General features: G+C 72.5%; 13 protein-coding genes. 12 read left to right on the top strand and 1 reads right to left on the bottom strand.

Annotated elements, in window-relative coordinates; translation table 11 throughout:
- Nucleotides 1-35 precede the first annotated feature (35 nt).
- The 8 genes from ABD948_RS16100 (at nt 36) to ABD948_RS16065 (ending at nt 9,960) form a co-directional block, all read left to right on the top strand.
- Nucleotides 36-1,283, top strand: coding sequence for a tetratricopeptide repeat protein (locus ABD948_RS16100; protein ID WP_345267644.1), 1,248 nt, complete (start codon nt 36-38; stop codon nt 1,281-1,283).
- Nucleotides 1,280-2,305, top strand: a complete 1,026-nt coding sequence (locus ABD948_RS16095) for a tetratricopeptide repeat protein (RefSeq protein WP_345267642.1) — start codon at nt 1,280-1,282, stop codon at nt 2,303-2,305. The genes ABD948_RS16100 and ABD948_RS16095 overlap by 4 nt, the downstream gene beginning before the upstream one ends.
- Before the next feature lie 91 nt (nt 2,306-2,396).
- A complete protein-coding gene (locus tag ABD948_RS16090; RefSeq protein ID WP_345267641.1) occupies nt 2,397-3,929 on the top strand; it encodes a catalase in 1,533 nt (510 codons plus the stop codon).
- 166 nt (nt 3,930-4,095) lie between these two features.
- On the top strand, nt 4,096-5,550 hold the full coding sequence (eat, locus tag ABD948_RS16085) for an ethanolamine permease (RefSeq protein ID WP_345267639.1): 1,455 nt from the start codon (nt 4,096-4,098) through the stop codon (nt 5,548-5,550).
- A gap of 2 nt (nt 5,551-5,552) precedes the next feature.
- Nucleotides 5,553-6,944 carry a glutamine synthetase family protein gene (locus tag ABD948_RS16080; protein WP_345267637.1) on the top strand — a complete coding sequence of 464 codons (1,392 nt, stop codon included), beginning with the start codon at nt 5,553-5,555 and terminating at the stop codon, nt 6,942-6,944.
- 73 nt (nt 6,945-7,017) lie between these two features.
- Nucleotides 7,018-8,376: an aldehyde dehydrogenase family protein gene (locus ABD948_RS16075; protein ID WP_345267635.1), complete on the top strand. Its 1,359-nt coding sequence runs from the start codon at nt 7,018-7,020 to the stop codon at nt 8,374-8,376.
- Nucleotides 8,377-8,479: 103 nt separating this feature from the next.
- Nucleotides 8,480-9,259 carry a 3-oxoacyl-ACP reductase gene (locus ABD948_RS16070; RefSeq protein ID WP_345267633.1) on the top strand — a complete coding sequence of 260 codons (780 nt, stop codon included), beginning with the start codon at nt 8,480-8,482 and terminating at the stop codon, nt 9,257-9,259.
- Nucleotides 9,256-9,960, top strand: coding sequence for a gamma-glutamyl-gamma-aminobutyrate hydrolase family protein (locus tag ABD948_RS16065; RefSeq protein WP_345267631.1), 705 nt, complete (start codon nt 9,256-9,258; stop codon nt 9,958-9,960). The genes ABD948_RS16070 and ABD948_RS16065 overlap by 4 nt, the downstream gene beginning before the upstream one ends.
- Here ABD948_RS16065 and ABD948_RS16060 read toward each other — a convergent pair.
- On the bottom strand, nt 9,948-10,415 hold the full coding sequence (locus ABD948_RS16060) for an NUDIX hydrolase (RefSeq protein WP_345267629.1): 468 nt from the start codon (nt 10,413-10,415) through the stop codon (nt 9,948-9,950). The genes ABD948_RS16065 and ABD948_RS16060 overlap by 13 nt on opposite strands.
- 40 nt (nt 10,416-10,455) lie before the next feature.
- Between ABD948_RS16060 and ABD948_RS16055 the strand changes: the two genes are divergently transcribed.
- From ABD948_RS16055 to ABD948_RS16040, 4 genes are all read left to right on the top strand, one after another.
- Entirely contained in the window at nt 10,456-11,433 is a 978-nt protein-coding gene (locus ABD948_RS16055) for an alpha/beta hydrolase (protein ID WP_345267627.1), read from the top strand.
- A gap of 87 nt (nt 11,434-11,520) precedes the next feature.
- Nucleotides 11,521-12,180, top strand: coding sequence for a hypothetical protein (locus tag ABD948_RS16050; protein WP_345267625.1), 660 nt, complete (start codon nt 11,521-11,523; stop codon nt 12,178-12,180).
- 10 nt (nt 12,181-12,190) lie between these two features.
- Nucleotides 12,191-12,556: a hypothetical protein gene (locus ABD948_RS16045; RefSeq protein WP_345267623.1), complete on the top strand. Its 366-nt coding sequence runs from the start codon at nt 12,191-12,193 to the stop codon at nt 12,554-12,556.
- Nucleotides 12,553-13,260: an RDD family protein gene (locus ABD948_RS16040; protein WP_345267622.1), complete on the top strand. Its 708-nt coding sequence runs from the start codon at nt 12,553-12,555 to the stop codon at nt 13,258-13,260. Before ABD948_RS16045 ends, ABD948_RS16040 begins: the two co-directional genes overlap by 4 nt.
- The last annotated feature ends 26 nt before the right edge of the window (nt 13,261-13,286 follow it).

The raw sequence follows: 13,286 nt of genomic DNA, 5'->3' as shown, positions 1-13,286 counted from the left end.
AGACTAGGACCCGCGGCGCGCGTAGGCTGGGGAACGTGCCAACCGACCCGCCGGACGCCCCGGACGACGCCGCGAACCCGCTGCTCGCCAGCCTGCAGCGCGCCGTCGAGGCGACACCCGACGACGTCGCGCTGCGGCTGCACCTGGCCGACCTGCTCGTGGAGGCCGCCCGCGGGGGCGAGGCCGTCGCGCACCTGGCGGCGGTGCTGCAGCGCGACCCCGGCAGCTCGCGGGCCCGGGAGCTGATGGCGACCGCGCTGGCTCCCCCGGCACCGGCCGCCCCCGCAGAGCCCGACCCGACCGCCCGGCCCTCCGGCTTCGACTGGCAGGCGGCGGAGTCCGACCTGGGCGAGGTGGTGGCACCGATGTTCGCCGAGTCCAGCGCCCAGGAGTCCGAGGTCGCGGCCTACGACGTCGAGGGCAGCCGGATCACCCTGGCCGACGTGGGAGGGATGAAGGAGGTCAAGAAGCGCCTGAACGCCGCGTTCCTGGCCCCGATGCGCAACGCCGAGCTGCGCCAGATGTACCGCAAGAGCCTGCGCGGCGGGCTGTTGCTCTACGGGCCCCCCGGGGTGGGCAAGACCTTCATCGCGCGAGCCCTGGCCGGAGAGCTGGGCGCCGGCTTCATGACGGTCTCGATGGCCGACGTGCTCGACATGTACGTGGGCAACAGCGAGAAGAACGTCCACGAGCTCTTCGAGACCGCTCGGGCCAGCGCCCCGGTGGTGCTGTTCCTCGACGAGGTCGACTCCATCGGTCACAAGCGCAGCCGGATGCACTCCGACCACATGCGCAGCACCGTCAACCAGCTGCTCCTCGAGCTCGACAGCGTCGCCTCCGACAACGAGGGCGTCTTCGTGCTGGCCGCCACCAACCACCCCTGGGACGTCGACGCGGCGCTGCGGCGGCCGGGTCGCCTGGACCGCACGCTGCTGGTGCTCCCGCCCGACCTCGAGGCGCGGCTGGCGATCTGGGAGTCGCACCTGCGCGAGCGCCCGGTGGCGGGCATCGACGTCAAGAAGCTGGCCAAGGCCACCGACGGCTACACCGGCGCGGACATCGCGCACCTGGTGGAGAGTGCGGCCGAGATCGCCCTGCTCGAGGCGGCCGAGAGCGGGACCGTGCGGATGATCGGGCAGGCCGACATCGAGGCCGCCCTGCGGGAGCTGCGCCCCTCGGTCGGCCCGTGGTTCGAGACCGCGCGCAACGTGGCGCTCTTCGCCAACGACGACGGCAGCTACGACGAGCTCCTGACGTACCTGCGCAAGCACCGCAAGCTGTGAGCGACCCGCGCCTCCAGCGGGTCGGCGACCTGCTCGAGCTGCGCCGCCACGCCGAGGCACGGGCGGTGCTGCAGCCGCTGCTCGCCGAGCGGCCGGACGACCCCGGTCTGCACGGCCTGCTGGCGCAGGCGCTGCTGGGCGAGGGCGACCACGCCGGGGCTCTCGCGGCGGCCAACCGCGTGGTCGCGCTGGCTCCCGACGACGAGTGGGGGCACCGGATCGCCGCCGTCACGCTCGACCGCATGGGTCAGCACCTCGAGGCCACGCACGCGGCCGCCGAGGCGGTGCGGCGTGCGCCGCTGAGCTGGCAGACCCACAAGGTGTACGCCCAGGTGGCGATCGACGCCCGCAGCATGGGTCGCGACGCGCGGGCGGCCGCGCAGCGTGCCGTCCAGCTGGCACCCACCGAGGCCGACGCGCACTTCGTGATGGGGCTGGTGGCGCACCGGCTCTCCGACGACCAGACCGCCGTCGCGGCGTACCGGCGCGCGCTCCAGATCGACCCGCAGCACGCCACCGCGCTGCACAACCTGACCATGCTCGAGAGCGGCCTGCGGCTGGGGCGCTCGGCGCAGGGGCTCGGTGCGGCGCTGCGGCTGGCCCCGGACGACGAGCTGATGCGCGGCAACGTCGACGTGCTGGCCGCCCGGTTCGTGCGGCGCCTGTACTTCGCGGCGCTGCTGGCCTTCGTCGTCGGCCTGGCGGTCGCGCTGGCGGGTGGACCCGACGGCGGCCCCACGCTCCTGTCGGTGCTGGTGGCGGCGGCGCTGGTGCTCGGTGGAGGCGGCTACACCCTCGCGCTGGCGCGCAGCATCCCGGTGGGAATCCGCCGCTACGTGTCCGGCCGGTTGCTGCGCGACCGCTTCCTGCTGCTCAACGTGGTGCTGACCGCCTCGATGACGATCGCGGCCCTCGTGTGCTGCCTGGTGCCGGGTGGCGCGGGCTGGGGGCTCCTGCTCCTGCAGCCGATCGGGCTGGCCAACGTGGCCGCGTTCGTGTGGGCCGTGACCCGTCGTCGCTGAGCGCTCATGCCCTGCGCCCCGGAGGGGCACCGGTGGGGAGCCAGGACCGACCGCGCACCGCAGCACGACGACGAACGGAGTCGCACCACCCATGACCCACACCCAGGACCGCCCGCAGGGCGGCTCGTTCACGCCCACGGGCGCGCCCGCGCCCTCGGACCGCAGCTCGCTCACCGCCGGCGACACCGGCCCGCTCCTGCTGCACGACCACCACTTCATCGACCAGATGGCGCACTTCAACCGCGAGCGCGTGCCCGAGCGCAACGTGCACGCCAAGGGCAGCGGCGCCTTCGGCGTCTTCGAGTGCACCGAGGACATGAGCGCCTACACCAAGGCCGCCATGTTCCAGGCCGGCACCAGCACCGACATGCTCGCCCGGTTCTCGACCGTCGCCGGTGAGCAGGGCTCCCCCGACACCTGGCGCGACCCCCGCGGCTTCTCGCTGAAGTTCTACACCTCCGAGGGCAACTGGGACCTCGTCGGCAACAACACCCCGGTGTTCTTCATCCGCGACACGATGAAGTTCCCCCACTTCATCCGCAGCCAGAAGCGCCGCGGCGGCACCGGCCTGCGCGACAACGACATGCAGTGGGACTTCTGGACCCTCAACCCCGAGTCGGCGCACCAGGTCACCTGGCTGATGGGCGACCGCGGGCTGCCCGCCTCGTGGCGCAACATGCAGGGCTACGGCTCGCACACCTACCTGTGGATCAACGAGGCCGGCGAGAAGACGTGGGTCAAGTTCCACTTCCACTCCGACCAGGGCGTCAAGAACCTCACCCAGGAGGCGGGCAACAAGCTGGCCGGCGAGGACTCCGACTTCCACCGCCGCGACCTGCAGGAGGCCATCGGCCGCGGCGACTTCCCGTCGTGGACGCTCAAGGTGCAGCTGATGCCCTACGAGGAGGCCAAGACCTACCGGTTCAACCCCTTCGACCTCACCAAGGTGTGGCCGCACAGCGACTACCCGCTGCACACGGTCGGGAAGATGACCCTCAACAAGAACCCGGACAACTTCTTCGCCCAGATCGAGCAGGCAGCCTTCGAGCCGTCGGCGATCGTCCCGGGCATCGGGTTCAGCCCCGACAAGATGCTGCTGGGTCGGGTGTTCGCCTACGCCGACACCCACCGCTACCGGATCGGCCCGAACTACCACCAGCTGCCCGTCAACAAGCACCGGGTCGAGGGTGCGCAGACCTACCACTTCGACGGCCCCATGGCCTACGAGCACAGCGGGGACGCGCCGGTCTACGCCGCCAACTCCTACGGCCGCGGCTACAGCGACCTCACCGGCCCGCCGGAGGACTCCTGGGAGCTCGACGGCGAGATGACCCGCGAGGCCTACCGGCTGCGCGAGGACGACGACGACTTCGGCCAGGCCCGCGCGCTGGTCAACGACGTCTGGGACGACGCCCAGCGCGAGCGCTTCGTCGGCAACGTGGCCGGCCACGTGCTCGGCGGCGTCAGCGACGAGGTCCTCCCCCGCGTCTTCGAGTACTGGAAGAACGTGGACGAGGAGATCGGCAAGCGCATCCAGGCCAAGGTCGAGGAGGGCAAGGCCACCCTGCCCGCCCCCCACGACGCCGAGGCCGAGGGCGTCATCGAGGACCCCACCTCCGTCTGACACCCGCAGCAACCGCTGGCCGCCCGCCGTCCCCCACCGGGGGGGCGGGCGGTCCGCGTTGCTGGACCGACACGGTTCCGATACGCCCATGTCCTTGTGGGCGCCTCCGCGTGGGCCTAGCCTCCGAGAACCGCAGAGCGCGGGGACGACGGGGACGGGGACCACCATGACCGCAGAGCCATCGACACCGCGCGCCGGCACGAGCCCGGGGCAGCCCACCGGCACCGGTCAGGACGACGCCTACTTCCAGGAGCGCCAGCTCCAGGGCGGCGTGGCGGGCTGGGTGCTGCTGGCCGGGCTCGGCGTCGCGTACGTCATCTCCGGTGACTTCGCCGGCTGGAACTTCGGCCTGGCCGAGGGCGGCTGGGGCGGGTTCGCGATCGCCGTGGTGGTCATGGCCGTCATGTACCTGTGCATGGTGCTCGGCCTGGCCGAGCTCTCCTCCACCATCTCCACCGCCGGCGGCGGCTACGCCTTCGCCCGCCGGGCGCTCGGACCCTGGGGCGGCTTCCTCACCGGCACGGCGATCCTCGTGGAGTACGCCATCGCTCCGGCGGCCATCGCCAACTTCATCAGCGCCTACGTCGACTCGCTGATCGGCGTCTCCGGGCCGCTGGTGTTCCTGGTCTTCTACATCGCCTTCATCGGGCTGCACATCTACGGCGTCGGCGAGGCGCTGAAGCTGATGTTCGTGATCACCGCCATCGCGGTCGTCGCGCTGCTCGTCTTCGTGGTGGCCGCCGCGCTCAAGTTCGACGCGTCCAACCTCACCGACATCCCGGTCACCGACGCCGCCGGGGCCAGCGAGCTGCTGCCGTTCGGGCTGATCGGCGTCTGGGCCGCGCTGCCCTACGCCATCTGGTTCTTCCTCGCCGTCGAGGGGGTGCCGCTGGCCGCCGAGGAGACCAAGGACCCCGCGCGCTCGATGCCACGCGGCATCATCGCGGCGATGCTCACGCTGCTGGCGTTCGCGGCGCTGATCCTCGTCGTCGCCCCGGGCGCCGCCGGGGCCGGCACCATCGCCGACTCCGGCAACCCGCTGGTCGACACCCTGGAGGTGGCCTACGGCGGCTCGACCGCCGTGAGCACCTTCGTCAACATCGTCGGGCTGCTCGGCCTGATCGCCAGCTTCTTCTCGATCATCTACGCCTACTCGCGCCAGACCTTCGCGCTCTCGCGCGCCGGCTACCTGCCCACGGTGCTCTCCAAGACCGGACGCCGCAAGACGCCCTACCTGGCGCTGATCGTGCCCGGCATCATCGGCTTCGCGATGGCGGTGCTCAACCAGGGCGACCTGCTCATCCTGGTGGCGGTCTTCGGCGCCACCATCTCCTACGTGCTGATGATGCTCTCCCACATCGTCCTGCGGGTCCGCGAGCCCGACCTCGAGCGCCCCTACCGGACCCCCGGCGGCGTCGTCACCACCGGCATCGCGCTGGTGCTCGCGCTGGTCGCCGTCGTCGCGGGGTACCTCGTGGACCAGCGGGTCATCCTCGTGACCGCCGGCGTGTTCGCGCTCGCCATCGCCTACTTCTACTTCTACAGCCGCCACCACATCGTGACGGGAGCCCCCGAGGAGGAGTTCGCCGCCATCGAGGACGCCGAGAAGGGGCTCAGCTGACCATGGCCGACCTGACCGAGGGCACCGACCGGCCCACCAACGACCGGATGCTCACCCTCGACCGGCTGAGGCACCTCATCGCCGAGGGCAGCGTCGACACCGTCGTCATGGCGTTCACCGACATGCAGGGTCGGCTGCAGGGCAAGCGCCTGCACGCCGCGTACTTCCTCGACGTCGCCCTGTCGGCCGGGACCGAGGGGTGCAACTACCTGCTGGCCGTCGACGTCGACATGAACACCGTCGACGGCTACGCCATCACGTCGTGGGAGAAGGGCTACGGCGACATGGAGTTCGTGCCCGACTGGGGCACCCTGCGCCTGCTCACCCACCTGCCCGCGACCGCGATGGTGCAGTGCGACCTCGCCTGGCCCGACCACACGCCGGTGCTGCAGGACCCCCGCACCATCCTCAAGACCCAGCTGGCGCGCTGCCGCGAGCAGGGCTGGGAGGCGCTGGCGGGCACCGAGCTGGAGTTCATCTCCTTCGACACCACCTACGAGCAGGCCTGGAGCTCGGGCTACCGCGACCTGGTGCCCTCCAACCAGTACAACATCGACTACTCCATCCTCGGCACGACGCGGGTGGAGCCGTTGCTGCGCGCCATCCGCAACCACATGTACGCCGCGGGGCTCGACGTCGAGGGCGCCAAGGGTGAGTGCAACCTGGGGCAGCACGAGATCGGCTTCCTCTACGCCGAGGCGCTCACCTCCGCCGACAACCACGCCGTCTACAAGAACGCCGCCAAGGAGATCGCCGCCCAGCAGGGCAAGGCGATCACGTTCATGGCCAAGTACGACCAGCGCGAGGGCAGCTCCTGCCACATCCACCTCTCACTGCGCGGCACCGACGGCAGCCTGGTGTTCTGGGACGAGGAGAAGGGCGAGCGCAGCGCGCTCTACGACCACTTCGTCGCAGGTGTGCTCGCCACCGCCGCCGACTTCACCCTGCTCTACGCACCCAACATCAACTCCTACAAGCGCTACGCCGACGGCTCCTTCGCCCCGACGACGATCGGCTGGGGTCTGGACAACCGCACCTGCGCGGTGCGGCTGGTCGGGCGCGGGCCCTCGGCCCGGATGGAGAACCGGCTGCCCGGCGCCGACGTCAACCCCTACCTGGCGCTGGCCGCCATGATCGCCGGCGGCCTGCACGGCATCGAGCAGGAGCTGCCGCTCGAGGACGAGCTGGTGGGCAACGCCTACGCCTCCGACCACCCCCACGTGCCCCGCACGCTGGCGGCGGCCCGGGAGAGGTTCGCCACCTCCGAGGTCGTCCGGTCGGCCCTGGGTGGCGACGTCGTCGACCACTACGTCAACATGGCCGACGTGGAGCTGGCCGCCTACGGCGCCGCCGTCACCGACTGGGAGCTGCGCCGGGGCTTCGAGCGCCTCTGAACCCCGCCCCCGTCGCGGCGGCACCGGGTCGTGCCGGCGCCTCCTCCCCTGTCCCGTCGAGCGAGAGTCCCCCATGACCGACACGTTCACCGTGCTCAACCCGGCCACCGAGCAGCTCATCGCCGAGGTGGCGATGGCGAGCCTGGAGCAGACCGACGCCGCCATCGCCGCCGCGCACGAGGCCTTCCCCGCGTGGCGCGCCGTCGCGCCGGGCGAGCGGGCGGCACTGCTGCGCCGGTTCGCGGCCGTCGTCGACGCCCACGTGGAGGAGCTCGCCGAGATCGAGGTGCGCAACGCCGGGCACACCTGGGGCAACGCCCGCTGGGAGGCCGGCAACGTCCGCGACTGCCTCAACTACTACGCCGGCGCGCCCGAGCGACTCTTCGGCCGCCAGATCCCGGTCCCCGGCGGCACCGACCTCACCTTCCACGAGCCGCTCGGCGTCGTCGGCATCATCGTGCCGTGGAACTTCCCGATGCCGGTCGCGGGCTGGGGGCTCGCCCCCGCGCTGGCCGCCGGCAACACGGTGGTGCTCAAGCCCGCCGAGCTGACGCCGCTCACGGCGATCCGCCTCGGTGAGCTGGCGCTCGTGGCCGGCCTGCCCGAGCACGTGCTCACGGTGCTGCCGGGGCGCGGGCCCGTGGTGGGCGAGCGGTTCGTGACCCACCCGCTGGTGCGCAAGGTGTGCTTCACCGGATCCACCGCGGTGGGCAAGCGCGTCATGGCCGGCTGCGCGGAGCAGGTCAAGCGGGTCACCCTCGAGCTCGGCGGCAAGAGCAGCAACATCGTCTTCGCCGACACCGACCTGGCCGCCGCGGCCGCTGCGGCCCCGGGGGCGGTGTTCGACAACGCGGGGCAGGACTGCTGCGCGCGCTCGCGCATCCTGGTGGAGCGCTCCGCCTACGACGAGTTCCTCACCCACCTGCAGCCCGCCGTCGAGGGCATGCGGGTGCTCGATCCCAGCGACGAGACCAGCGAGATGGGGCCCCTCGTCTCCGCCCAGCAGCGCGACCGGGTTCGCGGCTACCTCGACGACGCCGAGGTGGCCTTCGCCGCGCCGGCCCCCGGGGGCGCCGGGTGGTGGGTCGCGCCGTCCGTGGTCGCCGTCGAGGACCCGGCCGCCCGCATCTGGCGCGAGGAGGTCTTCGGACCCGTGGTCGCCGTCATGCCCTTCGACGACGAGGCGCACGCCGTCGCCCTCGCCAACGACACCGAGTACGGACTGTCCGGCTCGATCTTCACCCGCGACCTCGGCCGCGGCCTGCGGGTGGCGCGCGCCGTCGAGGCGGGCAACCTCTCGGTCAACTCGCACTCCGCCGTGCGGTACTGGACGCCCTTCGGCGGCTACAAGCAGTCCGGGCTGGGTCGCGAGCTCGGCCCCGACGCACCGATGTCGTTCACCGAGGAGAAGAACGTCTTCATCGGCCACTAGCCGCCGACCACCAGCAACCGGCCATCAAACCTGAGCACCGCTCCGACACGAGAGCGGCGCTCCCCGATCCCGTGCACCACCGACCTCGAGGAGGCCCCACCCCATGGCAGGACGTATCCAGGACCGCGTCGCGGTCGTCACCGGCGGGTGCTCCGGCATCGGCCTCGCCACCGTCCAGCGCTTCGTCGAGGAGGGGGCCAAGGTCGCGGTCGGCGACATCGACGACGAGCGCGGGCACCAGCTCGTCGGGCAGCTGGGTGGGGAGTCCGTCGCCACCTACGTGCACGTCGACGTGACCAGCAAGGAGGAGGTCGACGCGCTCTTCCAGACCGCGAAGGACACCTACGGGTCGGTCGACATCGCGTTCAACAACGCCGGCATCAGCCCGCCCGAGGACGACTCCATCCTCGAAACCGACCTCGACGCCTGGCGCAAGGTGCAGGAGGTCAACCTGACGTCGGTGTACCTGTGCTGCAAGGCAGCGCTCCCCCACATGCTCGAGCAGGAGCGGGGCTCGATCATCAACACCGCCTCGTTCGTCGCCGTCATGGGTGCTGCGACCTCGCAGATCTCCTACTCCGCCTCCAAGGGGGGCGTGCTCTCGATGACCCGCGAGCTCGGTGTGCAGTTCGCGCGGCAGGGGGTGCGCGTCAACGCACTGTGCCCGGGCCCGGTCAACACCCCGCTGCTCAAGGAGCTGTTCGCGAAGGACGCCGAGCGGGCCGCCCGACGCCTGGTGCACGTGCCCATGGGCCGCTTCGGCGAGCCGGAGGAGATGGCCAACGCCGTGCTGTTCCTCGCCTCCGACGAGTCCTCGTTCATCACCGCCAACACCTTCCTGGTCGACGGCGGCATCTCGGGCGCGTACGTCACGCCGCTGTGAGCACGCCGCTCGTCGGGCTGACGGCCTACCGCGAGCAGGCGGCCTGGGGTGTGTGGCGCCAGGCCGCCGACGTGCTGCCTGCGCAGTACGCGCGGGCCGTCGAGGCGGTGGGCGGCCTGCCCGTGCTGCTACCGCCGGTGGCCCAGGTGGGCGCGGCCGAGGCCGTCGTCGCCCGCCTCGACGCGCTCGTCGTCAGCGGGGGTGCCGACGTGGACCCGGCGCGCTACGGGGAGACGCCGCACGCCCGCACCGCCGGGTGGCGCCCCGACCGCGACGCGTGGGAGCTGGCGTTGCTCGACGCCGCCGAGGCGCGGGGCCTGCCGGTGCTCGGCGTCTGCCGCGGCATGCAGCTGATGGCCGTGCACGCCGGTGGCGTGCTCGACCAGCACACCCCCGAGCTCGTCGGCCACGAGCAGCACTCGCCCGGCGGCGACGCCTTCGGGCGCGTCGAGGTCGCGACGGTGCCCGGCACCCGCACGGCGTCCCTCGTCGGCGAGGCGCTCACCGTGGCCTGCCACCACCACCAGTCGGTGCGCACCCACCCCGGTTACGTCGCGACGGCGCGTGCGGACGACGGCACGGTGGAGGCCATGGAGCTGCCCGGCGACCGGTTCTGCCTCGCCGTCCAGTGGCACCCGGAGACCGCCGAGGACGTCGGCCTGCTGGCCGGCCTGGTGCGCGCCGCCGCTCACCCCACGTAGCGAGCAGCGCTCTCCCCGGAGATCGCCGCCTCCACGCGGCCGGTGAGCACCGGTGTCATCCGCGGCAGGTCGTCCAGCGGCCACCAGTGCACGTCGCTGGACTCGTCGTCGGCCACGTGGGCCTCGCCGGAGACGTAGGAGCAGGCGAAGGTGAGGTCGAGGTAGACCGCCAGGTCGCCGTTGGCGTGGGTGACCTCGTGGCCGGAGCTGACCTGCGCCAGGCGATCGGCCCGCACCTGGACCCCGGTCTCCTCGAGGGCCTCGCGCACGGCAGCCACCGCTGGCTCCTCGCCGGGCTCCATGATGCCGGTGATCGGCGTCCAGGCGCCGTTGTCGGCGCGGCGCACCATCAGCAGCCGCCGCTCGTGCACCACGACGGCGGTGACGGCGGGCAGCCACAGCCTCGACTGGCCCACGTGGCGGCGCAGCTCGACGACGAAGTCCGGGATCGGCACCCCGGCAACGTAACCCAGGCGCATTTGCCATGCTGTGCCCATGCCGTCCGAGTTCACCGTCGACGTGCTGGGAGAGCCCTGGGAGGCCGAGACCATCGGGCTGCCACCCGACGAGGAGGGCCCGCTCGGCTTCACGCTGGTGCGACGCCGCTGCGCGCGGCCCACCGGTCGGGCGGTCCTGCACGTGCACGGCTTCGCCGACTACTTCTTCCACACCGAGTACGCCACCTGGTGGCTCGACCGCGGCTACGACGTCTACGCCGTGGACCTGCGCAAGTACGGCCGGTCCTGGCGGCCGCACCAGACGCCCACCTACGTCGACGACCTGCACGACTACTACGCGGAGCTCGACCTGGCGTGGGACCGGATCGTGCGACGCGACGGCCACGACCACGTGGTGGTCTCCGCGCACTCCACCGGCGGGCTGACGACGCCGCTGTGGGCGAACGCCCGACGACCCGCCGAGCTGGCCGGGCTGGTGCTCAACTCCCCGTGGTTCGACCTGCAGGGTGCCGCCTGGCTGCGCTCGCTGCCCGCCACCCAGGTGCTGGCCCGGATGGCGGCCCGCACCCCGCTGCGCGAGATCAAGCGCGCCGTGCCCGGCTTCTACGCACGCAGCCTGCACCGCGACCACGAGGGCGAGTACGACTTCGACCTGCGGTGGAAGCCGATCGACTCCTTCCCGGTGCGCGCCGGCTGGCTGCACGCCGTCCGGCGCGCGCACGCCGAGCTGCACGCCGGGCTCGAGGTCGCCTGCCCGGTGCTCGTGCTCAGCTCGGGAGCGACCGCCTACCCGGCGCAGATGGGCGAGGACGTGCACAGCACCGACATCGTGCTCGACGTGCGGCAGATCCGGCAGTGGGCCACCGCCGTCGGTCCGCACGTCACCTACGTGGCCGTGCCCGGCGCCCGGCACGACGTCGTCCTCTCGCGTGCCGAGCCGCGCGCCCGGGTCTACGCCGAGCTCGGTCGCTGGCTCGGCGCCTACGTCGCCCCGCCCCCTCGCACGCTGCTCTGACCCCGCCCGCCGCCCCGGCGAGAACGAGCGTCGACGCGGTCGCCGGAATCGACGACGCGATCGCACTCCGTCGACGAGGATGCTCGGGTGACACGATCTCGTGCCCTCTCCGCGCTGCTCTGTGCCGCGATCCTCCTGCTCGCCGCGCCGACGCACGCTCGGGCGGCCGAGGGCGCCTGGCGGGGCGACGACGCCGCCGGTGATGCCGTCGCCTTCACGTTCTCGCCCGAGCCGCCTCCCTGTGGCAGTGTCAGCGAGCGGACCGCGCCGCGGGGAGACATCCGACGGCTGGGGGTGCGGCACACGCGCTCGTCTGTGCGCGTGACTGTCGTCATCAGCGATCTGGACGCCGGCCCGGCGCGCGTGTCAGTGCCGCTGCAGACCGAGAGACGCCACATCGACCTCGACATCGACCTCCCCACCGGCCCCGAAGCCGACGGCGTCGAGGGATCGCTGTCCGACCCCGGCAAGCCGACACGCCCCGAGCTCGACGAGTGCGGCGGGTACGGGTGGATCTCCTTCGGAGTGTCGTGCGAGGCGCTGCGGGTGCGGGCCGCCGCGCATGCGGTCACGGCGACGATTCCGCGGTCCTGCCTGGGTCACCCGCGCTGGGTGCGGGCCGGCGCCGAGGTGCAGACCGAGCTGCCGGACGAGGAGTGGACGAGCGATCGCTGGGCCCCCGCTGCCGCCGACGACACCCCGTGGTGGCGGCCGGTTCTCGGCCCGCGGGTGCGTGCGGCGCGCTAGCCTCCGGTCCATGAATCCCGTCACCGGCCTCTCCCTCGGTCGTATCGCCATCGGCGCCGCCGCTCTCGCTCGCCCCGCCCTCGTGTCCCCGCGCATGGGCCAGGGCACCGAGGCCCCGCTGATGACGCAGTGGTTCGGCTCGCGCGAGGTGGCACTGGGGCTGGCCACGCTGGTGGCCGGGCACCCCGCCCGCCGCAACCTGGTGCTGATCGGCGTCGCCGTCGACGCCGCCGACGCCGCCACCGCCTACGCGGGCGTGCAGGCCAAGGCACTGGACCAGAAGATCGGCATGGGGCTCACGGCCGTGGCCTGCTTCGCGGTCGTGCAGGGCCTGGCCGGGTTGCGCGTGCGCAAACCGGGCACCGTCACGGCGTGAGCAGCTTCCCTCCTCCCCCGCCCGACCCGCGGGACCAGGACTCGCCCGCGCCGGGTCCCCGCGACTCCCGGGCCGACGCCCGGCCCGGCCCGGACGGCTACCCGGTCTACGAGGCGCCCGACGTCCACGAGCGACGCGCGGAGCCGCCGCCTCCACCCAGCGGCCCGACCTTCCCGGGGCAGGCGCCGGGCCCGTTCCCACCGGCGCCTCCGACGCCGGGCACCCCGCGCGCGGGCGAGATCGGCGAGCGGATCCTGGCCCGCGTGCTGGACGCGATGATCATCTCGGTGGCCAGCGTCGTGGTCGGCGGCGTGACCGGGTTCGTGCTGGCCTTCGTCGTCACCGGCTCGACGGCCGGTCGGCTCGCGGTCTCCACCGCCCTGTTCGTCGTGGGCGCGGTCATCGTGCTCGGCTACTACGCGGTGCTCGAGTCCGGCACGGGCGCCACGCTGGGCAAGCGCGCCATGCGGTTGCGCGTCGTCGGGCCCGACGGGCACAGCTTCCCCACGTTCGCCGAGTCGGTGAAACGCAACATCTTCCTGGTCTTCTACCCGCTCGGCATCATGCCGACCGAGAACCAGCCGCTGACGCCCAGCCTCTCGCTGATCATCGCCGTGAGCATCATCGTCACGATCGGGCAGGACCAGGCCACCCGCCGCGGCTGGCACGACAAGTTCGCCGGCACACGGGTCCTCAAGGACTGAGAGCACCCGGGCACCGGACCAGTCCA

Origin of the sequence: Nocardioides nanhaiensis (assembly GCF_039542785.1) — a bacterium.
Lineage (GTDB): Bacteria > Actinomycetota > Actinomycetes > Propionibacteriales > Nocardioidaceae > Nocardioides > Nocardioides nanhaiensis.
Note: the sequence above shows the minus strand (reverse complement) of the source record. Positions and strands in the feature narration are given on the sequence as shown.

Bases quoted from the DNA above. Each gene is read 5' to 3' on its own strand.
- ABD948_RS16090 (WP_345267641.1), top strand. From the start codon at position 2,397: ATGACCCACACCCAGGACCGCCCGCAGGGCGGCTCGTTCACGCCCACG.
- eat (WP_345267639.1), top strand. From the start codon at position 4,096: ATGACCGCAGAGCCATCGACACCGCGCGCCGGCACGAGCCCGGGGCAG.
- ABD948_RS16080 (WP_345267637.1), top strand. From the start codon at position 5,553: ATGGCCGACCTGACCGAGGGCACCGACCGGCCCACCAACGACCGGATG.
- ABD948_RS16075 (WP_345267635.1), top strand. From the start codon at position 7,018: ATGACCGACACGTTCACCGTGCTCAACCCGGCCACCGAGCAGCTCATC.
- ABD948_RS16070 (WP_345267633.1), top strand. From the start codon at position 8,480: ATGGCAGGACGTATCCAGGACCGCGTCGCGGTCGTCACCGGCGGGTGC.
- ABD948_RS16055 (WP_345267627.1), top strand. From the start codon at position 10,456: ATGCCGTCCGAGTTCACCGTCGACGTGCTGGGAGAGCCCTGGGAGGCC.
- ABD948_RS16045 (WP_345267623.1), top strand. From the start codon at position 12,191: ATGAATCCCGTCACCGGCCTCTCCCTCGGTCGTATCGCCATCGGCGCC.